The 21,893-nt window shown below is 67.3% G+C and carries 18 protein-coding genes; 15 read left to right on the forward strand and 3 right to left on the reverse strand.

Annotated features, from left to right (window positions below):
• The first annotated feature begins 26 nt into the window (after positions 1-26).
• The 9 genes from KIT89_RS03195 to pyk all read left to right on the forward strand — a co-directional run bounded on the left by KIT89_RS03195 (position 27) and on the right by pyk (position 12,330).
• Positions 27-581, forward strand: a complete 555-nt coding sequence (locus KIT89_RS03195; RefSeq protein ID WP_297603109.1) for a Trp biosynthesis-associated membrane protein — start codon at positions 27-29, stop codon at positions 579-581.
• A 39-nt stretch (positions 582-620) separates the two neighbouring features.
• Positions 621-851, forward strand: a complete 231-nt coding sequence (locus KIT89_RS03200) for a DUF6704 family protein (RefSeq protein ID WP_297603110.1) — start codon at positions 621-623, stop codon at positions 849-851.
• Entirely contained in the window at positions 852-1,628 is a 777-nt protein-coding gene (trpC, locus tag KIT89_RS03205; protein ID WP_297603112.1) for an indole-3-glycerol phosphate synthase TrpC, read from the forward strand.
• Positions 1,625-2,839 (forward strand): tryptophan synthase subunit beta, encoded by a 1,215-nt coding sequence (gene trpB, locus KIT89_RS03210; RefSeq protein WP_297603113.1) that lies wholly within the window; start codon positions 1,625-1,627, stop codon positions 2,837-2,839. Before trpC ends, trpB begins: the two co-directional genes overlap by 4 nt.
• Positions 2,836-3,615 (forward strand): tryptophan synthase subunit alpha, encoded by a 780-nt coding sequence (gene trpA, locus KIT89_RS03215; protein ID WP_297603114.1) that lies wholly within the window; start codon positions 2,836-2,838, stop codon positions 3,613-3,615. The genes trpB and trpA overlap by 4 nt, the downstream gene beginning before the upstream one ends.
• 101 nt (positions 3,616-3,716) lie before the next feature.
• Positions 3,717-4,667, forward strand: coding sequence for a prolipoprotein diacylglyceryl transferase (lgt, locus tag KIT89_RS03220; protein ID WP_297603892.1), 951 nt, complete (start codon positions 3,717-3,719; stop codon positions 4,665-4,667).
• A gap of 118 nt (positions 4,668-4,785) precedes the next feature.
• The gene (gltB, locus tag KIT89_RS03225) at positions 4,786-9,363 is read left to right on the forward strand and encodes a glutamate synthase large subunit (protein ID WP_297603116.1); all 4,578 of its coding nucleotides are present in this window, start codon (positions 4,786-4,788) and stop codon (positions 9,361-9,363) included.
• On the forward strand, positions 9,356-10,813 hold the full coding sequence (locus tag KIT89_RS03230) for a glutamate synthase subunit beta (RefSeq protein ID WP_297603117.1): 1,458 nt from the start codon (positions 9,356-9,358) through the stop codon (positions 10,811-10,813). Before gltB ends, KIT89_RS03230 begins: the two co-directional genes overlap by 8 nt.
• A gap of 59 nt (positions 10,814-10,872) precedes the next feature.
• The gene (gene pyk / locus KIT89_RS03235) at positions 10,873-12,330 is read left to right on the forward strand and encodes a pyruvate kinase (RefSeq protein WP_297603118.1); all 1,458 of its coding nucleotides are present in this window, start codon (positions 10,873-10,875) and stop codon (positions 12,328-12,330) included.
• Between the two features lie 4 nt (positions 12,331-12,334).
• Here pyk and KIT89_RS03240 read toward each other — a convergent pair whose 3' ends face one another.
• Complete coding sequence (locus tag KIT89_RS03240; RefSeq protein WP_297603119.1) at positions 12,335-13,339, reverse strand: SIS domain-containing protein; 1,005 nt, start codon at positions 13,337-13,339, stop codon at positions 12,335-12,337.
• A complete protein-coding gene (locus KIT89_RS03245) occupies positions 13,309-14,448 on the reverse strand; it encodes a hypothetical protein (protein WP_297603120.1) in 1,140 nt (379 codons plus the stop codon). Before KIT89_RS03245 ends, KIT89_RS03240 begins: the two co-directional genes overlap by 31 nt.
• A 203-nt stretch (positions 14,449-14,651) precedes the next feature.
• Between KIT89_RS03245 and KIT89_RS03250 the strand changes: the two genes are divergently transcribed.
• Genes KIT89_RS03250 through KIT89_RS03265 form a run of 4 tightly spaced genes read left to right on the forward strand, consistent with a single transcriptional unit; the run spans position 14,652 to position 18,487 of the window.
• On the forward strand, positions 14,652-15,740 hold the full coding sequence (locus tag KIT89_RS03250; protein WP_297603121.1) for a spermidine/putrescine ABC transporter substrate-binding protein: 1,089 nt from the start codon (positions 14,652-14,654) through the stop codon (positions 15,738-15,740).
• Positions 15,741-15,748: 8 nt separating this feature from the next.
• Positions 15,749-16,657 (forward strand): ABC transporter permease, encoded by a 909-nt coding sequence (locus KIT89_RS03255; RefSeq protein WP_297603122.1) that lies wholly within the window; start codon positions 15,749-15,751, stop codon positions 16,655-16,657.
• Entirely contained in the window at positions 16,644-17,414 is a 771-nt protein-coding gene (locus KIT89_RS03260) for an ABC transporter permease (RefSeq protein ID WP_297603123.1), read from the forward strand. The genes KIT89_RS03255 and KIT89_RS03260 overlap by 14 nt, the downstream gene beginning before the upstream one ends.
• Positions 17,411-18,487 (forward strand): ABC transporter ATP-binding protein, encoded by a 1,077-nt coding sequence (locus KIT89_RS03265; protein ID WP_297603125.1) that lies wholly within the window; start codon positions 17,411-17,413, stop codon positions 18,485-18,487. The genes KIT89_RS03260 and KIT89_RS03265 overlap by 4 nt, the downstream gene beginning before the upstream one ends.
• Here KIT89_RS03265 and KIT89_RS03270 read toward each other — a convergent pair.
• Complete coding sequence (locus tag KIT89_RS03270; RefSeq protein ID WP_297603126.1) at positions 18,466-19,077, reverse strand: TetR/AcrR family transcriptional regulator; 612 nt, start codon at positions 19,075-19,077, stop codon at positions 18,466-18,468. The two genes, KIT89_RS03265 and KIT89_RS03270, sit on opposite strands and share 22 nt — an antisense overlap.
• A 110-nt stretch (positions 19,078-19,187) precedes the next feature.
• On the opposite strand from KIT89_RS03270, the gene KIT89_RS03275 reads away from it, so the two are divergent.
• Positions 19,188-20,483: a glycosyltransferase gene (locus tag KIT89_RS03275; protein ID WP_297603127.1), complete on the forward strand. Its 1,296-nt coding sequence runs from the start codon at positions 19,188-19,190 to the stop codon at positions 20,481-20,483.
• Positions 20,480-21,886, forward strand: a complete 1,407-nt coding sequence (locus KIT89_RS03280; RefSeq protein WP_297603128.1) for an FAD-binding oxidoreductase — start codon at positions 20,480-20,482, stop codon at positions 21,884-21,886. Before KIT89_RS03275 ends, KIT89_RS03280 begins: the two co-directional genes overlap by 4 nt.
• The last annotated feature ends 7 nt before the right edge of the window (positions 21,887-21,893 follow it).

A 21,893-nucleotide genomic window follows, 5' to 3' on the forward strand; every position in this document is an offset into this window, starting at 1 on the left:
ACCCACGTCGGGTCAGGATGCTCGCCATGGTGCTGCCGATCGCACTCGCGGCTCTCGCGCTGCTGGCCTGGTCGCAGACCTGGATCATGGTGACGCTGGATGATGGGCGGGTGCTCGCCGTCGGGGGAGGCCTGGCCGCACCGGCGATTCCGCCGCTCGCGCTCGCGGGGCTCGCGCTCGTCGGCGCTCTCGCTCTCGCGGGTGTGGTCTTCAGGGTGATTCTGGGGTTCATGCAAGCGCTGCTCGGGGTCGGCATCGTCGCATCAGCGGCGTTCGCCTTCGCTGATCCAGTGCTCTCTGCGGCATCGGCGATCACCGACGCCACCGGCGTCGAAGGCAGCAGCTCGGTGCGCGAGATCGTCACCCAGTCGGCCTCGACGGCGTGGCCGCTCGCGGCTCTCGTCATCGGTGCCGCCTCGATCGTCGTCGGCATCGGCATCTCGGCCACGGCTCGCCAGTGGCCTAATCGCGTGCGCAAGTACGACGCACTGCGCACGGTCGACTCGTCGTCGGGTGAGGGGCGCGACGAACTCGACGCGTGGGACTCCCTGAGCGACGGAGACGACCCGACGGCACGATAGACTCGACGCACGCCCCCCCGACGTGAAACAGGAGTGTTGATGAACGCGAACAACGACCCCGGCCACGGACACTCGCCCGCCGCCTGGACGGCCGTCGTCATCATGCTCGTCGCCGTGACCGTCGGCACCGTCGCGTTCTTCTTCGAGATCGCCTGGCTGGTCTGGGCGAGCGCAGCGGCAATGCTGGTCGGCTGGATCATCGGCGGCATCATGGCCAAGGCCGGCTACGGCGTCAGGGGCCCGAAGTACCGCCCGAAAGCGCACTCCTAGGTGCTCGACGGCCTCGTCGCCGGCGCGCTCGACGACGCGGCGCGACGTCGAGAGACCCGGCCCCTCGCCACTGTCGAAGCGGCCGCACTGGCGGCATCGCCCGCGATCGATGCCTGCGCGGCGCTGCGCAGGGCAGAGCAGGTCAAGGTGATCGCCGAGGTGAAGCGGGCGAGCCCCTCGCGTGGCGCGCTCGCGAGCATTCCCGACCCTGCCGTGCTCGCACGGCAGTATGCAGCAGGGGGCGCCTCGGCCATCAGCGTGCTGACCGAAGAGCGGCGGTTCGGCGGCAGTCTTGCCGACCTCATGGCCGTGCGCGAGGCCGTGTCGATTCCGGTGCTGCGCAAAGACTTCATCGCCGACGAGTACCAGGTGCTCGAGGCGCGGGCCGCCGGGGCCGATCTCGTGCTGCTGATCGTCGCCGCTCTCGATGACTCGACTCTGGCAACGCTGCACTCGCTCATCATCGAGCTCGGCATGACGCCCCTCGTCGAGACGCACGACGCCGACGAGCTGAGCCGGGCGATCGACCTCGGCGCAGAGGTGATCGGAGTGAACGCGCGCGATCTCAGCACCTTCGAGCTCGACCGCGACCTGTTCGGCCGACTCGCGCCCCAGATGCCCGACGGCGTGATCCGCATCGCAGAGTCTGCTGTCAGCTCGGTCGCAGACGTCGAGCACTACCGTCGAGCCGGCGCCGATGTCGTGCTCATCGGCGAGGCACTGGTCACCGGTGGCGATCCCGTCGCCACCCTCAACGAGTTTTTGGCGGTCTCATGAACCTGCGTGAACACGTCGGCCCCTACTTCGGAGAGTTCGGGGGGCGTTTCGTGCCCGAATCGCTCGTCGCCGCACTCGACGAGCTCGACGCGGCCTACCAGAGCGCGCGGGTCGACGCGGAGTTTCAGCGCGAGCTGCACGAGCTGCACCGCACCTACACGGGGCGGCCGTCGATCATCACCGAGGCCCGGCGATTCGCCGAGCACGCGGGCGGCGCGCGCATCATCCTCAAGCGCGAAGACCTGAACCACACGGGCAGTCACAAGATCAACAACGTGCTGGGCCAGGCGCTGCTGGCGAAGCGACTGGGCAAGACGCGCATCATCGCCGAGACGGGCGCTGGGCAGCACGGCGTCGCGAGCGCGACCGCGGCCGCTCTGTTCGGCCTCGACTGCGTCGTCTACATGGGCGAGGTCGACACCGAGCGCCAGGCTCTCAACGTGGCGCGCATGAAGCTTCTCGGTGCCGAGGTCGTACCAGTGACAGTGGGCTCGCGCACGCTCAAAGACGCCATCAACGAGGCGCTGCGCGACTGGGTGGCGAATGTCGAGAACACGCACTACCTGCTCGGCACTGTCGCAGGCCCGCACCCCTTCCCGACGATGGTTCGCGACTTTCACGCGGTCATCGGCATCGAGGCTCGTGAGCAGGTCATGGCGCTCACCGGCCGCCTGCCCGATGCCGTCGTGGCGTGCGTCGGCGGCGGCAGCAACGCGATGGGCATCTTCCACGCCTTCCTCGATGACGAGGGGGTTCGGCTCGTGGGCAACGAGGCGGCCGGTGACGGGGTCGACACTCCGTTCCATGCCGCGACGATCACGAAGGGCCGCGCCGGGGTTCTGCACGGCGCGCGCAGCCTCATGCTGCAAGACGACGACGGCCAGACGATCGAGTCGCACTCGATCTCGGCGGGGCTCGACTATCCGGGGGTGGGTCCCGAGCACGCATGGCTCGCCTCGATCGGTCGTGCTGAGTACCGCCCCGTCACCGATGCGCAGGCGATGGATGCTCTCCGCCTGTTGAGCCGCACCGAAGGCATCATTCCCGCCATCGAGACCGCGCACGCTCTGCACGGTGCGCTCGAACTGGGCCGTGAACTGGGCGAGGAAGGCATCGTGCTGGTCTCGCTCAGCGGTCGCGGAGACAAAGACATGGAGACGGCGGCGCGGTACTTCGGGCTGCTCGACGCCGCAGAGAGCGACAAGTCATGAGCCAGGTGGCCGACACCATTCGACGCCGCAATGATGAGGCCTCGGGCGCGCTCATCGGGTATCTGCCGGTTGGTTTTCCGAGCCTGAACGCGAGTGTCGATGCGGCCGTGGCTCTCGTCGAGAACGGCGTCGACATCGTCGAACTGGGCCTGCCCTACAGCGATCCGGTCATGGACGGCCTCACGATTCAACGGGCGACGCAGACCGCCCTGCGCAACGGCTTCAGGCTGCGCCACGGCTTCGAGGCCGTCGAGCGCATCCGCGCCCGCGTCGATGCGCCGCTGCTCGTCATGACCTACTGGAACCCGGTCGTGCAGTACGGCGTCGATCGATTCGCCGCTGATCTCGCGAACGCCGGGGGAGCGGGCCTCATCACTCCCGACCTGATTCCCGACGAAGCGCACGAGTGGATGACCGCCTCGCAGCAGCACGATCTCGACCGCGTGTTTCTCGCGGCCCCGTCGTCGAGCGACGCGCGCATGACGCAAGCGGTCGAAGCGAGCCGAGGCTTCGTCTACGCCGTCTCGACCATGGGCATCACGGGTGCTCGCGATGACGTCGACAAGGCTGCGCGCGGTGTCGTCAGCCGGCTGCGCGCGGCGGGTGCGACCGCTGCCTGCGTCGGCCTCGGCATCTCGACGGCCGAGCAGGTGGCCGACGTCTTGAGCTACGCAGACGGCGCGATCGTCGGGTCGCGGCTCGTCGCCGCTCTCGAGCACGGCGGGGTCGCTGAAGTGGCGGCCGTCGCCGCTGACCTCGCCGCCGGCACTCGCTAGGCTGGCGTGCGCCCCCTGAGAAAGGTCTTGCCACCGTGATTCTTCCCTTGAGCATCCCGAGCCCGCCTGCCGAATGGCAGGTCTTCAACCTCGGGCAGTGGTTGCGCGATATCGGGCTCACCTGGTTCGGCCTCAACCTCAACATCTACGCATACGCGCTGTGCATTCTGGCCGGCATCGTGGCGGCTGTCTGGCTCACCAACCGCCGACTGACCGCGCGGGGTGCCGAGCCATGGATCACGCTCGATGTCGCGCTCTTCGCGGTGCCCTTCGGCATCATCGGCGGGCGCATCTACCACGTGCTCACGCACCCCAATGACTACTTCTTCGACGGCGCTGACCTGTTGCGCACCCTCTACATCTGGGAGGGCGGCATGGCGATCTTCGGCGCCCTCATCGGTGGCGCCTTCGGCGCCTGGGTGGGGTGCCGCGTCACCGGCGTGCGCTTCTGGTCGTTCGCCGACGCGCTCGCGCCCGGTCTGCTTCTCGCACAGGCCTTCGGCCGGCTCGGCAACTGGTTCAACCAAGAACTCTTCGGGCTGCCGACCGACCTGCCCTGGGGCCTCGAGATCGATCGGCCCAACCCGGCGATCCCGGTCGGCATTCCGGCAGACACGCTCTTCCACCCCACCTTCCTCTACGAGATCGTCTGGAACCTGGCGGGCGTCGCTGTCATCCTGCTGCTCGACAAGCGCCTTCGACTGCAGTGGGGCAAGCTGCTCGGCGTCTACCTCATCTGGTACGGAGCGGGCCGCAGCGTCTTCGAGACCATCAGGCTCGACCCGAGCGAGCTGTTCCTCGGCATCCGCGTCAACGTGTGGGGCGCCTGGGCCGCCGTGCTCATCGGCATCGTCATCATCTTCGTGCAGTCGCGACGGCACCCCGGCTTCGAACCCTCGCCGTATGTCGCGGGTCGGGAGTGGTCGCTCGAGGCTCCTGTAGACTCCGAAGACGTCTACACCGATTTCGACGTCGAGGGCAATGACGCCCCCGCCATCTCCGGTGCCAACGGTTCGACCGACGCCACAAGCGGGTCCGCCGCGAAGCCGTAGTCCGCCGATCGCCACCACTTTCGATCCGGCATTCGCGGCGCACGCTGTGCGCACAACTCATCCCTGGGCCAGCGACGTCCCACTCGGTCACCGCAACCACGTGAGGACGGTTTTCGCCATGGAAGTCACATCGCCGATGCAGCGATTCTCTTCCGTGCCCGCAGCCCAGGGCATGTACGACCCTCGTCGCGAGCACGACGCGTGCGGGCTCGCCATGGTCGCGACCCTTCGCGGTACCGCAGGTCACGACATCATTCAGGCGGCACTCGACGCGCTGCGCAATCTTGAGCACCGTGGTGCAGTCGGCTCTGACGCGGGCACGGGAGACGGCGCCGGCATCGTCACCCAGATTCCCGACGGCTTCTTCCGCGCAGTCGCACCGTTCGCGCTGCCCCCGGCTGGTCGCTACGCCGTCGGCACAGTCTTCTTGCCCACCGACGACGACGAGCGCGCGGCAGAGAAGACGGCGATCGAAGCAATCGCCGTCGATGAAGGGCTCACGGTCATCGGGTGGCGCGAGGTGCCCACCGACGACTCGCTCATCGGCAGCCTCGCCAAGGCGTCGATGCCCGTCTTCGAGCAGTTGTTCATCTCGTCGGCCCGCGCCGACGACGCCGGCGTCTCGCTCTCGGGTGCCGACCTCGATCGGCAGGCGTTCCGGTTGCGCAAGCGAGCCGAGCGCGAGCTCGGGTCGTACCTGCCGTCGCTGTCGTGCAGAACCATTGTCTACAAGGGCATGGTCACGACTCTGCAGCTCGAGCCGTTCTACCCCGACCTCAGTGATGAGCGCTTCACGTCGAAACTCGCGCTCGTGCACTCTCGGTACTCGACGAACACCTTCCCCTCGTGGCCATTGGCCCAGCCGTTCCGCATGATCGCGCACAACGGCGAGATCAACACCGTGCAAGGAAACCGCAATTGGATGCGCGCTCGCCAGTCGCAGCTGCGATCTGAGCTCTTCGGCGATCTGCGCGATGTCTTTCCGATCGTCACGCCGGGCGCGAGCGACTCGGCGTCGTTCGACGAGGTCGTCGAGCTGCTGACGCTCGGCGGCAGGTCGCTGCCGCACGCGATCATGATGATGGTGCCCGAGGCCTGGGAGAACCAGACAGACATCGATCCGTCCCTGCGCGACTTCTACGAGTACCACGGCATGCTCATGGAGCCGTGGGATGGCCCTGCTGCGCTCGTCTTCACCGACGGCTCGCTCGTCGGGGCGACACTCGACCGCAACGGACTGCGACCGGGGCGCTTCGTCGTCACCGACGATGGTCTCGTCGTGCTCGCGAGCGAGATCGGGGTGCTCGACATCGAGCCCAGCCGCATCGTGCGCAAGGGGCGCTTGCGCCCCGGCAAGATGTTCGTCGTCGACACCGTCGATGGCCGGCTCATCGAAGACGACGAGATCAAGGCAGAGCTCGCGACGATGTCTCCGTGGGGCGAGTGGCTCGACGGCCAGCGCATCCACCTGAAAGATCTGCCAGAGCGCGAGCACATCGTGCACACGCCCGCCTCGATCGTGCGTCGTCAACGCACCTTCGGCTACACCGAAGAAGAGGTGCGCGTGCTGCTCGCGCCGATGGCGCAGCACGGAGCCGAACCGCTCGGTGCCATGGGTTCAGACACGCCGATCGCGGTGCTCTCAGACCGTCCGCGGCTGCTGTTCGATTACTTCACCCAGCAGTTCGCGCAAGTGACGAACCCCCCGCTCGACTCGATCCGCGAAGAAGTCGTCACGTCGATGAGTCTCGGTCTCGGCCCCGAGCGCAACCTGCTCGACGCTACTCCGCGCCACGCCCGGCAGGTGGTGCTCGACTTCCCGATCATCGACAACGACGAGCTCGCGAAGATCCAGCACATCGACCCGCGCCCCGGTAGTTCGCTGACCACGACGATCAAGGGCCTCTACCGGGTCGACAAGGGCCCGCGTGCGCTCGAGAAGCGCCTGCTCGCCATCTGCGACGAGGTCGATGCCGCGATCGACGATGGCGCGGAGTTCATCGTGCTGAGCGACCGAGACTCGACGGCAGACCTCGCGCCGGTGCCGTCGCTCTTGATGCTCGCCGCGGTGCATCACCACCTCATCCGCACCGAGAAGCGCATGCAGGTAGGGCTCGTCGTCGAAGCAGGTGACGTGCGCGAGGTGCACCACTGCGCCGTGCTCATCGGCTACGGCGCCTCGGCGATCAACCCCTACCTCGCGATGGAGACGGTCGAGAATCTCGTGCGGGGCGGCATGATCGTCGGCATCACGCCCGAGAAGGCCGTGCGCAACGTGATCAAGGCGCTCGGCAAGGGCGTGCTCAAGATCATGTCGAAGATGGGCATCTCGACCGTCGGCTCGTATGCCGGCGCCCAGGCGTTCGAGGCAGTCGGCCTCAGCCACGAGTTCGTCGAGCGGTACTTCACGGGCACGTCGAGCGTGCTCGGGGGAGTGGGCATCGACACCATCGCCGCCGAGAATGCGTCGCGGCACGCTCTGGCATACCCCGTCGCCGTGCCGGTGAACCCGCACGAGCGGCTGCAGACCGGTGGCGAGTATCAGTGGCGGCGCGAAGGGCCGCCCCACCTGTTCAATCCTGAGACGGTGTTTCGACTGCAGCACGCCACGCGATCGAAGCGCTACGACATCTTCCGTGAATACACGAAGGCCGTCGACGAGCAGGGCGAGAAGCTCATGACCTTGCGCGGACTCTTCCGCCTCAAGACCGACGAGCGCACGCCCGTGCCGCTCGATGAGGTCGAATCGGTCGAGTCGATCATCCGTCGCTTCACCACCGGCGCGATGAGCATGGGAGCCATCAGCCCCGAGATGCACGAGACCCTCGCGATCGCGATGAACCGCATCGGCGGGCGCAGCAACACGGGTGAGGGCGGTGAGAGCCCTGAGCGGCTTCTCGACCCCGAGAAGCGCAGTGCGATCAAGCAGGTCGCATCGGGGCGATTCGGCGTCACGAGCCTCTACCTGACGCACGCTGATGACATCCAGATCAAGATGGCACAGGGCGCGAAGCCGGGCGAAGGCGGCCAGCTGCCGGCCAACAAGGTCTACCCGTGGATCGCGCGGTTGCGGCACGGCACCCCGGGTGTCGGCCTCATCTCGCCGCCTCCGCATCACGACATCTACTCGATCGAAGACCTCAAGCAGCTCATCTTCGACCTCAAGCGGGCGAATCCGCTCGCGCGCGTGCACGTCAAGCTCGTGAGCCAGTCGGGCATCGGCGCTGTCGCGGCCGGAGTCGCCAAGGCGAAGGCCGACGTCATTCTCGTGTCGGGTCACGACGGGGGCACCGGGGCGAGCCCCTTGAACTCGCTCAAGCACGCTGGCACCCCGTGGGAGCTCGGGCTCGCCGAAGCGCAGCAGACGCTCATGCTCAACAACATGCGCGGGCGCGTCACGGTGCAGGCAGACGGTCAGATGAAGACCGGTCGCGACGTCATCGTCGCGGCGCTGCTGGGCGCCGAAGAGTTCGGCTTCGCCACGGCGCCGATGGTCGTCTCAGGCTGCATCCTCATGAGGGTCTGCCACCTCGACACCTGCCCGGTGGGCGTCGCCACGCAGAACCCCGAGCTGCGGAAGCGCTTCACGGGCACCCCCGAGTTCGTGATCACCTTCATGGAGTATCTGGCGCAAGAGGTGCGCGAGTACCTCGCGGCTCTCGGCTTCAGAACCCTCGAAGAGGCCATCGGTCGTGCCGACCTGCTCGACGTCGATCGGGCGATTCGCCACTGGAAGGCAGACGGGCTCGACCTCGCACCCATCCTGCATGGCCCGCAGTTCGATGACTCCGCGCCGCGCACGAAGCGAGAAGAACAAGACCACGAGCTCGATGAGCACTTCGACAACGAGCTGATCAGACTCAGCTCTGATGCGCTGCAGCACGGCGCGCCGGTGCGCATCGACCTGCCGGTGCGCAACACCGAGCGGGCGATCGGAACGATGCTCGGCAATCACGTGACGCGACTGCATGGCGAGCACGGGCTGGCCGCCGACACGATCGACATCACCCTGACCGGTTCTGCTGGCCAGAGCCTCGGCGCCTTCATGCCGGGGGGCATCACTCTGCGCCTCTATGGCGACAGCAACGACTACGTCGGCAAAGGCCTCTCAGGTGGTCGTGTGATCGTGCGCCCCAGCCGCGACTCGGTCTTCGCCGCCGAGCGCAACGTCATCGCCGGCAATGTGATCGGGTACGGTGCCACGAGTGGCGAGATGTTCATCAGAGGCATCGTCGGAGAGCGGTTCATGGTGCGCAACTCTGGCGCGACCGCGGTGGTCGAGGGGGTCGGAGACCACGCCCTCGAGTACATGACGGGCGGGGTGGCGCTGATTCTGGGCACGACCGGTCGCAACCTCGGCGCTGGCATGTCGGGCGGCGTCGCCTATGTGCACGAGCTGAAGGCCGAGCGGGTCAATCGCGATGCCCTCGACACGGGTGAGCTCGCGCTGCTGCCGCTCGATGACGACGATCGAGCTGCCGTCTCCGCCCTGCTGAACAGACACCACGACGAGACCGAATCGGCCCTGGCCGCGCGACTCATCGCTGAAGGATCGGCCGCTCTCGATCGTTTCGTCAAGGTCATGCCGCGCGACTACGCTGCGGTGCTCGTCACGCGGCAGACCGCTCTCGATGAAGGCCTCGACCCCGACGGCGACGTCGTATGGGGGCGCATCCTGGAGGTGACCGGTGGCTGATCCCCGTGGTTTCATCACAGTGCCCGAGCGCGAGCTGCCTCCTCGCCGGCCCGTTCCGATTCGACTCATGGACTGGAAAGAGGTCTACGAGCAGGGTGACCCCAGCGTTCTGCGTCGACAGGCCGGGCGCTGCATGGACTGCGGCATCCCGTTCTGCCACCAGGGGTGCCCGCTCGGCAACCTGATTCCCGAGTGGAACGACCTCACGTGGCGCGGAGAAGGCCGTCAGGCCATCGAGCGGCTGCATGCGACGAACAACTTTCCGGAGTTCACGGGCAAGCTGTGCCCTGCTCCGTGCGAGTCGTCGTGCGTGCTGGCCATCAATCAGCCCGCCGTCACGATCAAGCAGGTCGAGGCCTCGATCATCGAGAACGCCTGGAACAACGGGTGGGTGCACCCGGTTCCTCCCGAGCGACTCACGGGCAAGACCGTCGCCGTGGTCGGTTCGGGGCCCGCGGGGCTCGCGGCTGCGCAGCAGCTCACACGAGTCGGGCACACCGTCGCCGTCTTCGAGAAGGACGACCGCATCGGAGGCCTGCTGCGGTACGGCATCCCCGATTTCAAGATGGAGAAGCGCCATCTGGATGCTCGCCTCACGCAGATGCAGGCCGAAGGCACCCGGTTCCGCGCCGGTGTCGAGATCGGCCTCGACATCACCTGGGATGAGCTGCGCACTCGCTACGACGCGATCGTCATCGCGACCGGAGCCCCGGTGCCCCGCGATCTGCCGATTCCCGGCCGCGACGCGCTCGGCGTGCACTTCGCCATGGAGTACCTCACGCAGGCCAACAGGGTGCAGGCGGGCGACGAGGTTGCCGACCAGATCACCGCAGAAGGCAAGCATGTGGTCGTCTTGGGCGGCGGCGACACCGGCGCAGACTGCATCGGAACAGCGCATCGGCAGTCGGCGCTGTCGGTCACCAACCTCGCGATCGGCCAGCAGCCACCGCACGAGCGGCCCGCGACGCAGCCGTGGCCCGTGCAGCCGACGCTCTTCGAGATGCAGAGTGCTCACGAAGAGGGCGGCGAACGCGTCTTCTTGGCGAGCACGGTCGAGTTCTTGACCAACTCAGCCGGAGAGGTGCGTGCCATTCGCGTCGCCGAGACTGAGTATGTCGACGGCGCGCGCGTGCCCAAAGCGGGCACCGAGCGCGAGATCCCTGCCGACCTCGTGCTCTTGGCTCTCGGCTTCACTGGCGCGCAGGGCGACGCGCTCGATGAGCAGATCGGGCTGCCCCTCGATGCCTCGGGGGCGATGAGCCGCGGGGCCGACTACACCACCAACGAAGCTGGCATCTTCGTCGCCGGTGACGCGGGGCGGGGCGCATCACTGATCGTCTGGGCGATCGCCGAGGGTCGAGCCGTTGCTGCGGCCGTCGACGCCTATCTGCAAGGCTCGAGTGACCTGCCCGCACCAGTGAGGGCCACTGATCGACCACTGACCGTCTAGGCACACGCACGACCTCGAACTTCGCACCACCCCTACCACCACCAGCACGTGAGGAACCCATGAGACGCGCCAAGATCGTTGCCACCCTCGGGCCGGCGACAGCCAGTTACGAGAACATTCGAGCCATCATCGAAGCGGGCGTCAACGTCGCGCGCATGAACCTGAGCCACGGCACCTACGACGTTCACGAAGAGGTGTATCGCAACGTGCGCCAGGCGTCGCACGACGCCAAGAAGCCGGTGGCGATTCTCGTCGACCTGCAGGGGCCGAAGATCAGGCTCGGAAAGTTCGAGAATGGTCCGCACCTTCTCGCCGAGGGCGACATCTTCACCATCACGACAGAAGACATCCTCGGCACGAAAGACATCTGCTCGACCACCTTCAAGGGTCTCCCTGCCGATGTGAACCCCGGCGACTTCCTGCTCATCGACGACGGCAAGGTGCGCGTGCGCGTGCTCGACAGCGACGGTGTGCGGGTGCGCACCGAGGTGGTCGTCGCCGGCCCCGTGTCGAACAACAAGGGCATCAACCTTCCGGGAGTCGCGGTCAACGTGCCCGCGCTCTCAGAGAAAGACGAAGACGATCTGCGCTGGGGCCTCGGGCTCGGCGCCGACTACATCGCCCTGTCGTTCGTGCGCAATGCCTCAGACGTCAACCGGGTGCACCAGATCATGCGAGAAGAGGGTCGAACGGTTCCCGTCATCGCCAAGATCGAGAAGCCGCAGGCCGTCGACAACCTCGAAGAGATCGTCGACGCGTTCGACGGCATCATGGTCGCCCGCGGAGACCTCGGCGTCGAGCTGCCGCTCGAAGCAGTGCCGATCGTGCAGAAGCGCGCCGTCGAACTCGCCCGGCGGATGGCCAAGCCGGTCATTGTCGCGACGCAGATGCTCGAGTCGATGATCAGCAGCCCCATTCCCACTCGTGCCGAGACCAGCGACGTCGCGAACGCCGTGCTCGATGGGGCCGACGCGGTCATGCTCAGTGGTGAGACGAGCGTGGGGGAGTTTCCGGTCATCACCGTCTCGACCATGGCTCGCATCATCGCGTCGACCGAAGAGCACGGCCTCGAGCGCATCCCGCCCTTGGGCACCAAGCCGCGCACTCAAGGCGGAGCCATCACCCTCGCGGCCGCAGAGGTGGCCGACTTCGTCGAGGCGAAGTTCGTCTGCGTCTTCACCGAGTCGGGTGACTCCGCTCGGCGCATGTCGCGACTGCGCTTCCGCATTCCCATGAAGGCGTTCACCCCCTACGAGTCGATTCAGCGTCGCATGTCGTTGACCTGGGGCATCGAGTCATACCTGGTCGACCGGGTGACCCACACCGATGAGATGTATCGGCAGGTCGATGAGACCCTCTTGCGCGAAGGGCTCGCAGACGAGGGCGACAAGATCGTCGTCATCTCGGGGTCGCCCCCCGGCATCTCCGGCTCGACCAACGACCTGCGTGTGCACGTCGTCGGCGATGCCATCAACGCCAAGGCGCCGGCGTGGCAGGCTGGCGAGCACGCAGACTAGAGCGTCAGTCGGTCGGCGGCGTGACGCCGTTGCGCTCTGAGAACGCGAATTCGGGGTCGGCGGCACGCCACCGATCGGCGACGAGTTCGAACGGCAGCGTCTCGACGAGGGGGCGCACCGCCTCGTCGTCGTCGCCGTCGAAGCGCACCGTGATCTCTGCGCCATCGATCTCGCCCCCGACCCCTGCATAGCGCGCGCCGCGCAACTGCAGCCACTCGACCGCCTGCGAGTCCCAGCGCGACCCGGCGAGGATGCCTGCGCGGTAGTCGTGCGTTCGCGCGGTGTAGAGGTCGACGTGAGCCCAATCGCCGGTCTCGCAGGCGACCGCAAGACGCCGCGGAAGCTCGCGAATCATGAGTGCTGCCTGCTGCGCTGAGCCGAAGCGCTCGACCGGAGCGAGAACATGGGTGCCGAATGCCGAGAGCAGCAGGTCGGCGAGATCGTCGAGCCAGGCCGCACTGCTCTCGAGCAGTGCGTGGCTCGACTGCGCTGCCGCGGTCAGCGCGCGAGCCGCGTCGCGAGACTCTGCGAGGGCGAGCAGACGCTCGAGCACGACGATGGTGTGCCGATAGGTGCGGCTCGCGACTCCGCTGACCTCCACCCCGGCGTGCAGCGGGCTCACCGCATCGGCCATGCCCGCCAGCGCAGACTCGCCGTCATTCGTGACGGCGATCAGTCGCCCGTGGCCGGCGAATCGCTCAGCCGCCGTGATGACCTCGGCGCTGCGCCCGGTCGCCGAGACCGCGATGACCACGAGGTCGTGCGACGGGGGTGGCAGCTGCTCGGTGCTCGCCAGCTCGTCCCATACGACCATGCCGCGCGCTCGCGCTCTGCGGCTGACGCCCGCGGCCGCATAGCGGCTAGACCCCATGCCGATGATGAGCAGGCGTGAGTGCGGGGTGGCGCGAAGAAGGTCGACCCCGTCATCCGGGTGGTCGAGCTGCTCCGCGAGGGCGAGATAGCGCTCGGGAATCTGCGTCAGGTCGTCGGCAAAGCGGGCGGTATCCATGAAGGGTCCTCTGCGTCGGGTCGGGGCGAGTAGCGGTGAGAGATGGCCCAGTCGGCCGCGTACGACCACCGCGGCAAGTAGTCTCGCGCGTACGTCAGCTCGCGCACGAGCTGCGCGGCCCGCAGCCCGGGCAGACGCGCGGCGTCAAGCAGCTCGCTCGATCCTCGACGGGCGAGCTCAGTGCGGTACGCCGAGAGTAGCTGCTGCTGCATCTGCGTGCACCAGTCGATGATGCGGGGGTCATCGTGCTGGCGCCGCTTGGCAGCGATCGCTCCCACGAGGTCGATCGAGACGAGCAGGTGAGCGAGATCGACGGCGGCATCGGCCTCGTCGTGGCCGAGCGCCGCTTGTGGGTCGCCGTCGAAGTCGATGAGCGTGAACCGATGGTCGAGATCGCGCAGCAGTTGTCCGAGGTGCAGGTCGCCGTGGATGGCGAAGCGAGGCGCCGAGCCCGCGGTGAGGGCTGTCACGTCGTGCAGCATCGCGTCGAGCCGTGCGGCCAGCCGGCGGGCGAGCGGGTCATCGTCGGTCGACAGTTCGTGGGCGTCTCGCACGAACGCGCTCACGAGGTGCGCATCATCCGCTGAGCAGCCGACGGCCTCGGTCTCGCGACGCAGCGCGGCGTGCACCCCGGCGAGCATCGCCCCCACCGCGGCCGGCCATGCCGTCGACGCGCCGCCGTCGAGGTGCGCCTCCAGTTCGTCGACGGCCCATGTCCAGCCGTCGACGGCCCCCGGCACGAGAGCCGTCGCCGTCGCGACGACCGCCACGTCGTCAGGGGAGTGCAGTTCGAGGGCGCCATAGAGCGTCGGCACGGCGTCGGGCGCGTGTCGTGACACCGCGCTCACGAGCCGCACGGCGCGATCGCCGTCACCCAGCCGTGTGGTCACCTTGATGATGACGACGTCGTCGATCACGACGTTCCAGTTGGTCATGTCGACGCCGTCGCCGACAGCCCTCTCGACACCGCGCAGTGGGGGCATCGTGCTGAAGACTCTCGCCTGCACCGCAGGCGGTGCCGAGCCGGCGCCAGCCAGCAGCCCGGCGATCGCTGCAGCGACTCCATCACCCGCGGCCGCTGGCTGATCGAGCGGCCCGAGCACGGCCACACGACCCGCAGCATCCCAGAGGAGCCTTCCGGGCCCGAGTGCGACGCTACCGGCGGTTGCGATGAGATCCTCATTCTTTGAACGGCAATTGAAACAATTGTGTTACAGACTCGGCGTTTCGACCATCTTGTCATTGTCGTCAGTTGCGACTCGGTGCAAGAATCGCCGAAACCCGTTCTGGGATCACCCCGTAAGGAGGCACCATGCGCATCACACGACCCGCCATGGCCGTGCTCGCCCTGGCCAGCGCAGGAATATTGACGGCGTGCGCCGGCACCGGCGGCACAGACCCGATCGACCCCGATGCTGACATCACCCAGCAGTCGCTCACCGTGAGCATCTGGGCCGACTACTACCCCGCAGACCTCGCAGAACGGTTCGAAGCCGAGACAGGCGTGCGAGTCACGATCGTGAACCACGCGACGAACGAAGACGTCGTCGCCAAGCTCACGACGGGCGCCGATTCGGGAATCGACGTCGCCTTCGTGAGCGGGCAGTACGCGCAGGCGCTGGCAGAGCAGGGCCTGCTCGCCACGCTCGAGAAGTCGCTGATCCCCAACGAGGCCAACCTCTACCCCGAAGCGGCCCAGCTCGACTACGACCCGGGCAACGTCTACTCGCTGCCGTACGCCTGGGGAACAACCGGGCTGTGCTACCGGCCCGACCTCACCGGTTTCGCGCCCACCTCGTGGGGCGACCTGCTCGAGCCTGTCGACTCGCTGCAGGGCAAGGTCACGATGCTGGCGACCGAGCGCTGGATGGTGCTGCCCGCGCAGAAGTACCTCGGCTTCTCGGCCAACACGACCGACGCTGACGAGATGGCCGAGGTGCGCGCGCAGCTCGAGTCGACGAAGCCGCAGCTGCTGGCCTTCGACGACACCACGTTCTACGCCAAGCTCGTGAGCGGCGAAGCGGCGATGGTGCAGGCGTGGGACGGCTGGTGCAACTACGGCATCGCCGAAGACCCCTCGATCGAGTTCGTCGTGCCGAGCGAAGGCAGCGACCTCTGGACAGACACGATGACGGTGCTGGCATCGAGCCAGAACAAGGAGGCCGCCATGGCCTTCTTGAACTTCATCCTCGAACCCGAGGTGCACAGCTGGGTCGCCGAGAACATCCTCTACAAGGTTCCGAACCGCGTGGCCATGGAGGCACTCGACCCCTCGCTGATCGAGGCGTTCCCGAACATGGGCATCACCCCGGCCGAGCTGCTCGAGCAAGAGGTGCTCGTCGACTTGGGCGAGTTCACGGTCGAGTACTCGCGACTCGCCACCGAGATCCAGGCAGGCTGACCCGCGGCATGCCGGCTGTCTCGACTCGCGCGCCCGGCGGCGCGGTGGGCTCTCGCCCGCCCCGCCGCTGGGCGCCGGTCGCCTTGCTCGGCCCGGGGTCGCTGTACCTCGCGCTGTTCTTCCTCGTTCCCCTCGGCCTGATCGTCGGCTACGCCTTCCTGACGCGCGGCCGCTTCGGGGGAGTGGTGCCCGAGTTCACGCTCGACAACTTCGCCAGACTCGTCGAGCCGGTGTATGTGCAGGTCATCACGACCTCGCTCGGAACGGCGGCGATCACCACCCTGCTCGCACTCGCGCTGGGTTTTCCGACCGCATACGTCATCTCGCGACTGCCGCGTCGGTGGCGCACTACTGCGCTGATTCTGGTGCTCCTGCCGTTCTGGACGAACTTCCTCATCCGCACCTACGCCTGGATCATCCTGCTGAACGACGCTGGCTGGATCAACGGCGCGCTCGTCGCGGTCGGCATCGTCGACGAACCGATCAGGATGCTCTACACCCAGCCTGCGGTCGTCGTCGGCCTGCTCTACATCTACCTGCCGCTCATGATCCTGCCCCTCTATTCGGCCATCGAGCGCATCGATCCCTCGCTCGAAGAAGCGGCGACGAACCTCGGAGCATCCCGGTGGCGCGTCTTCCGCACCGTCACGATTCCGCTGGCACTCCCCGGCATGCTGATCGGGTGCGTATTCGTCTTCGTGCCGTCGATGGCGAACTTCGTGATTCCAGAGCTCATCGGCGGCGGCAAGTCGTTGCTGCTCGGCAACCTCATCCGCGACCAGTTCCTCAAGGCACGAGACTGGCCATTCGGTGCCGCTCTCGCACTCGTGCTGACGGCGATCCTCGTGCTGCTGCTGGTCTTGCAGGCACGGGCGGCAGCCAGAGCCGAAGGGGGTGGCGATCGTGCGCACACCTAGAGCATTCGCCGCGCCGTTCTGGCTGACCTTCGCGTTTCTGTACATTCCGATCGTCGTGGTCGTCATCATGTCGTTCAACGCCTCATCGAGCCTGTTCGTGTGGCGCGGGTTCTCACTCGAGTGGTACGCCGAGGTGTTTCGCGATGGCGCCCTGATGCAGGGCCTCGGCAACACCCTCATCGTCGCCTCGGGCTCGACGGCGATCGCCACAGTGCTCGGCACGCTCTTGGCCGTCGGCATCAGCCGGTACACGAGGTCGGGGCTCATCAGAGCCTTCGCGATCGCTCCGGCGCTGCTGCCAGACCTCTTGCTCGCCATCGGGCTCTTGAGCCTGTTCGGCCTCGTGCAGCTGACGCTCGGGCTGCACTCCGTGCTCATCGCCCACGCGGTCTTCTCCATGGCCTTCGTCACGGCCATCGTGCTCGCACGCTTGTCGCACGTCGATCCGAGTCTCGAAGAGGCATCACGCGATCTCGGAGCGGGCCCCGTGCGAACGCTGCTTCGCGTCACGATCCCGCAGCTCGCACCCGGCATCGTCGCCGGGGCGCTGCTCGCCTTCACCCTCTCACTGGACGAGTTCGTGATCGCCTTCTTCACGGCCGCACCGAACACCCCCACCCTGCCGATGGTGATCTACTCGATGGTGCGCTTCGGGGTCACCCCCGAGGTCAACGCACTCGCGACCATGCTGCTCGGTGTCAGTCTTCTCGCCATCATCGCCACGCAGCGCCTCACCCGCATCACGGAGTCACTATGAGCCCATCACCCCTGCTCTCGATCCGCCACCTGCGCCACAGCTACGGCGACACGATCGCACTCGACGACGTGAGCCTCGACATCGGCGAGAACGAGTTCTTCGCGCTGCTGGGCCCCTCGGGGTGCGGCAAGACGACGCTGCTGCGGTCGATCGCGGGCTTCGAGCATCCCCGTGACGGAGACATCGTGCTCGACGGCGAATCGTTGCTCACGAAGCCCGCCCACCAGCGGCCGATCAATCTGATGTTCCAGTCGTACGCCCTGTTTCCGCACATGACCGTCGAGCGCAACATCGCCTACGGTCTTGAGTCAGAACGACTGGCTGCAGCCGAGGTGAAGCGGCGCGTCGGCGAGGTGCTCGACACGGTGGGGCTCACGGCGCTGGCGCGGCGTCGACCGTCGGCGTTGAGCGGGGGCCAGCGGCAGCGTGTGGCTCTTGCGCGCGCCATCGTGAAGCGGCCCAGACTGCTGCTGCTCGACGAACCGCTGTCGGCGCTCGACCGGCAGGTGCGAGGCGATATGCAGCTCGAGCTCAAGCGCCTGCAGCACGAGGTGGGGCTCACCTTCGTGGTGGTCACGCACGATCAAGAAGAGGCGATGTCGATGGCAGATCGCATCGCCGTGCTCGACCATGGTCGCGTGCGCCAGATCGACACACCCGCGCGACTCTACTCAGAGCCGGCCGACCACTTCGTCGCCTCGTTCATCGGGTCATCCACCCAGTTCGCGGGCACCCTGACGGCGACCGGTCTCGACACCGCCCTCGGCACCATCACCGGTGATCACGACGGAGTCGTCGGAGAGCAGGGCATGCTCATCGTGCGGCCCGAAGACGTGACCTTCACCGACGTCGACACGGGCCGCGTCAGCGGAGTCGTGGTCGACACGACCTTCCACGGCGGCAGCACGACCGTGCGCGTCGAACTCGAGGGCGCCCTCGGCGTCATCTCGGGCACCGTGCACGCCGAAGACACCCCTCGGCGAGGCGCTCGACTCGGTGCGAGCTGGCACGACGATCGTGCCCGCATCGTCGCGGTCGACCCGCGCCCGACTCACTCGTCGGTGAGCGGATGACCCGTCGCGAGCCTCGCGTAGTCGAGCAGCAGCTCTGCCGCCTCGCTGTGCCCGATCGAGGGATGACGAGCGACGATGCGATAGCCGTAGGCATCTTCGAGGGCCACGAGGTTGCGCGCGATGCGCTGAGAAGCCTCGCGCAACGCGAAGTGGCCTCTCGCGGCTCCCTGCTCGAGCACGGTCTGGTACAGAGTGACCTGCCGGTCGAACAGCGTCGTCAGCAGCGCAGCGAGCACCGAATTGCGCCCCGCAGAACCGCCCAGTTCGCAGAGCAGGCGAACACCCGGGTCGTCTGGATCACGCGGCAGGCCCGAGACGATGAGCGCCCGGAGCCTCACCACCGGGTCGTCGGGCAGCGAGTCGATCATGCGCATGCGCTCGTCGTAGAAGCGCTCCATGCCGACACGGTTGGCCTCGAGCACGAGCTCGTCGATGTCGGGGTAGTAGTACAGCACGGCGCCAGAGGTGAGACCGGCCTCAGCGGCCACCCGGTTCAACCGCACGCCGTCGGGCCCGCTCTTCAAGATGGCGCGCTGCGTCGCGGCGACGAGCTCGTCGCGCCGAGCATCCTGCTTCTTGGGCCTTGCCATGTGTGCTGCCTCTCGCTGCGACTCGGTCGGCCTGGCCCGCCGCGGGCACTCCATGATAGGGCCGCTCGTCACCACCGACACACTCAACCCCGATGGAAAGGACACCACTCATGCCAGAGAAGCTGACGTTTCTGTTCATGCCGGAGAGCGCCTACGGCCCCACCAACAACTGCATCGGAATCGGCAACGAGCTGCTGCGTCGCGGGCACCGCGTGGTGTTCGCGGCCGAGGCGTCGTGGGCCGGCAAGCTGAGCGCGCTGGGCTTCGAAGAAGACCTCGTCGACCTCGCACCGCCGCCCGACGACGCCGTCGAGCAAGATGCCGGCCAGTTCTGGAAGGACTACATCACGGCGGTCAGCCCGGAGTTTCGTCGATCGACGAGAGAGCAGCTCGAGACCGTGACGGCACCCATCTGGCAAGAGCTCATCGACGGCGCTCGCTACTGCGAGCCGCAACTGCAGGCGATCATCGAGCGCACGAAGCCCGACGTCATCATCGAGGACAACGTCATCACCTTCCCGGCACTGGTCACCGCTGGCGTGCCCTTCGTGCGCATCGTGTCGTGCAATCCGCTCGAGGTTCGCGGTGAGGCGATCGCTCCGGTGTTCTCGGGCCTGCCCGAGACCGAGAGCGACGAATGGCACGCCTTCCGCGCCGAGTACGACCGCACGCATCGACCGATGTGGCGCGAGTTCGACACGTGGGTGCAAGAGCAGGGTGCGGCCCCGCTGCCCGACCTCGACTTCATCCACACGGGCGATCTCAACCTCTACGTGTATCCAGAAGAGCTCGACTACGTCGATGCCCGCCCACTCGACGACTCGTGGCTGCGCATCGACTCGTCCGTGCGCGAGACCGATGCCGAGCCCGAGATTCCTGAAGAGTTTCTCGCGCTCGACGGGCCGCTGGTGTACTTCAGTCTCGGCTCGCTGGGCAGCGCAGACGTCGACCTCATGCGCTCGGTCATCGCGGCTCTCGCCGACCAGCCGTATCGCGTGATCGTCTCGAAAGGCCCCCGCCACGCAGAGATCGAACTGGCCGACAACATGTGGGGGGCCGAGTTCTTGCCGCAGACCCGCATTCTGCCGCTCGTCGACCTCGTGATCACGCACGGCGGCAACAACACCACGACCGAGGCGATGCACTTCGGCAAGCCCATGGTGCTGCTGCCGCTGTTCTGGGATCAGTACGACAACGCGCAGCGGGTGCACGAGAAGGGCTTCGGCGTGCGGCTGTCGACCTACGAGTTCAGCGCCGAAGAGCTTCGAGCCGCCATCGACGACCAGCTCAACGACCCTGCGCGCGTCGAGCGCTCTCGAGCGACGGGCGAGGCCATCCGGTCTCGATCAGGGCTGCGGCTGGCCGCCGACCGCCTCGAAGCGCTGGGCCAGGGTCGCCGTCAGTGACAGAAGCCCAACTACCCGCGTCGCTGCGAGATGCAGTGCGCGCGCCGTTCTGGACTGATCGTGCCGATGCACCGGCACCTCGGGCGCCGATCGAGAACGGTCTCGAGGTCGACCTGCTGATCGTCGGGGGCGGCTTCACCGGGCTGTGGACGGCGTGGCGCGCGCTCGACAGAGACCCGGCGCGTTCCATCGCCATCGTCGACGCCGAGACGATCGGCTTCGGTGCGAGCGGGCGCAACGGGGGTTTCGTGTCGGCGTCGCTCACGCACGGTCTCGCGCACGGCGAGGCGCTGTGGCCTCGAGACATGCCGGCGATCACGCGCGAAGGCCGAGCGAATCTCGAGGCGATGCGTGCCGACTTGGAGGGTGCAGGTATCGACTGCGGATTCTCGATGGTCGGCAAGACGACGCTCGCGATCGAGCCATGGCATGTTCCGCACCTGCAGAGCGCGCACGAGCTGGCGCTGCGATACGGCGAAGACGCCGAGTGGCACGACCGAGAACAGGTGCAGGCCGATGTGCATTCGCCCACCTACCTCGCCGGGCTGAGGGTGCGCACCGGCAACGCGCTGGTCGATCCTGCCCGCATGGCGTGGGGCATGGCCGCGCACCTCGAACGCCGAGGAGTGCAGATCTTCGACCGCAGCCGGGTGACGTCGCTGAGGCGCGACGGTGCGGGAGTGATCTCGAGGCAGGCCGACGGCTCGAGCGTTCGCGCGCGGCACGTCGTCGTCGCGACCGCGGCATACCGGTCGCCGCTGCGGCGACTGGGCGGCTACATCATGCCGTTGTACGACCACGTGCTCATGACCGAGCCGCTCACCCCCGAGCAGCGATCGTCGCTCGGCTGGGCCGAACGGCAGGGCCTCACAGACGCGGGCAACCAGTTTCACTACTACCGGCTCACCGACGACGAACGCGTGCTGTGGGGCGGGTGGGACGCGGTGTATCACCGAGGGGGGCGAATCGACCCCGCACTCGACTATGCGGGCTCGTCGCATGCGCTGCTCGCTCGGCAGTTCGCCGAGACCTTCCCGCAGCTGCGCGATGTCAGGTTCAGCCACATGTGGGCGGGGCCGATCGACTCGACGACGCGATTCACGGCCGCCTACGGCACGGCCGTCGGAGGCTCAGTCGCCTATGCGATCGGGCACACCGGTCTGGGAGTCGGGGCAGCGCGATTCTCTGCCGACGTCGCCCTCGACCTGCTCGAACGAGCCGACTCGGCCCGAGTGCGCTACGGCATCGTGCGGCGGCGCCCGATTCCCATCCCTCCCGAGCCGCTGCGCAATCCGATCATCCAGTTCACTCGACGATCGATCATCAACTCCGACGCCCGCGAAGGTCGACGCAACCTCTGGCTCCGCACCCTCGATCGTCTCGGGCTCGGGTTCACGTCGTGACAGTGCC

Source organism: Microcella sp. (genome assembly GCF_025808395.1).
Taxonomy (GTDB): Bacteria; Actinomycetota; Actinomycetes; order Actinomycetales; family Microbacteriaceae; genus Microcella.

Coding starts and splice junctions, on each gene's coding strand:
- KIT89_RS03195 (WP_297603109.1), top strand. CDS start 27: ATGGTGCTGCCGATCGCACTCGCGGCTCTCGCGCTGCTGGCCTGGTCG.
- KIT89_RS03200 (WP_297603110.1), top strand. CDS start 621: ATGAACGCGAACAACGACCCCGGCCACGGACACTCGCCCGCCGCCTGG.
- trpB (WP_297603113.1), top strand. CDS start 1,625: ATGAACCTGCGTGAACACGTCGGCCCCTACTTCGGAGAGTTCGGGGGG.
- trpA (WP_297603114.1), top strand. CDS start 2,836: ATGAGCCAGGTGGCCGACACCATTCGACGCCGCAATGATGAGGCCTCG.
- gltB (WP_297603116.1), top strand. CDS start 4,786: ATGGAAGTCACATCGCCGATGCAGCGATTCTCTTCCGTGCCCGCAGCC.
- pyk (WP_297603118.1), top strand. CDS start 10,873: ATGAGACGCGCCAAGATCGTTGCCACCCTCGGGCCGGCGACAGCCAGT.
- KIT89_RS03240 (WP_297603119.1), bottom strand. CDS start 13,339: ATGGATACCGCCCGCTTTGCCGACGACCTGACGCAGATTCCCGAGCGC.
- KIT89_RS03250 (WP_297603121.1), top strand. CDS start 14,652: ATGCGCATCACACGACCCGCCATGGCCGTGCTCGCCCTGGCCAGCGCA.
- KIT89_RS03255 (WP_297603122.1), top strand. CDS start 15,749: ATGCCGGCTGTCTCGACTCGCGCGCCCGGCGGCGCGGTGGGCTCTCGC.
- KIT89_RS03265 (WP_297603125.1), top strand. CDS start 17,411: ATGAGCCCATCACCCCTGCTCTCGATCCGCCACCTGCGCCACAGCTAC.
- KIT89_RS03270 (WP_297603126.1), bottom strand. CDS start 19,077: ATGGCAAGGCCCAAGAAGCAGGATGCTCGGCGCGACGAGCTCGTCGCC.
- KIT89_RS03275 (WP_297603127.1), top strand. CDS start 19,188: ATGCCAGAGAAGCTGACGTTTCTGTTCATGCCGGAGAGCGCCTACGGC.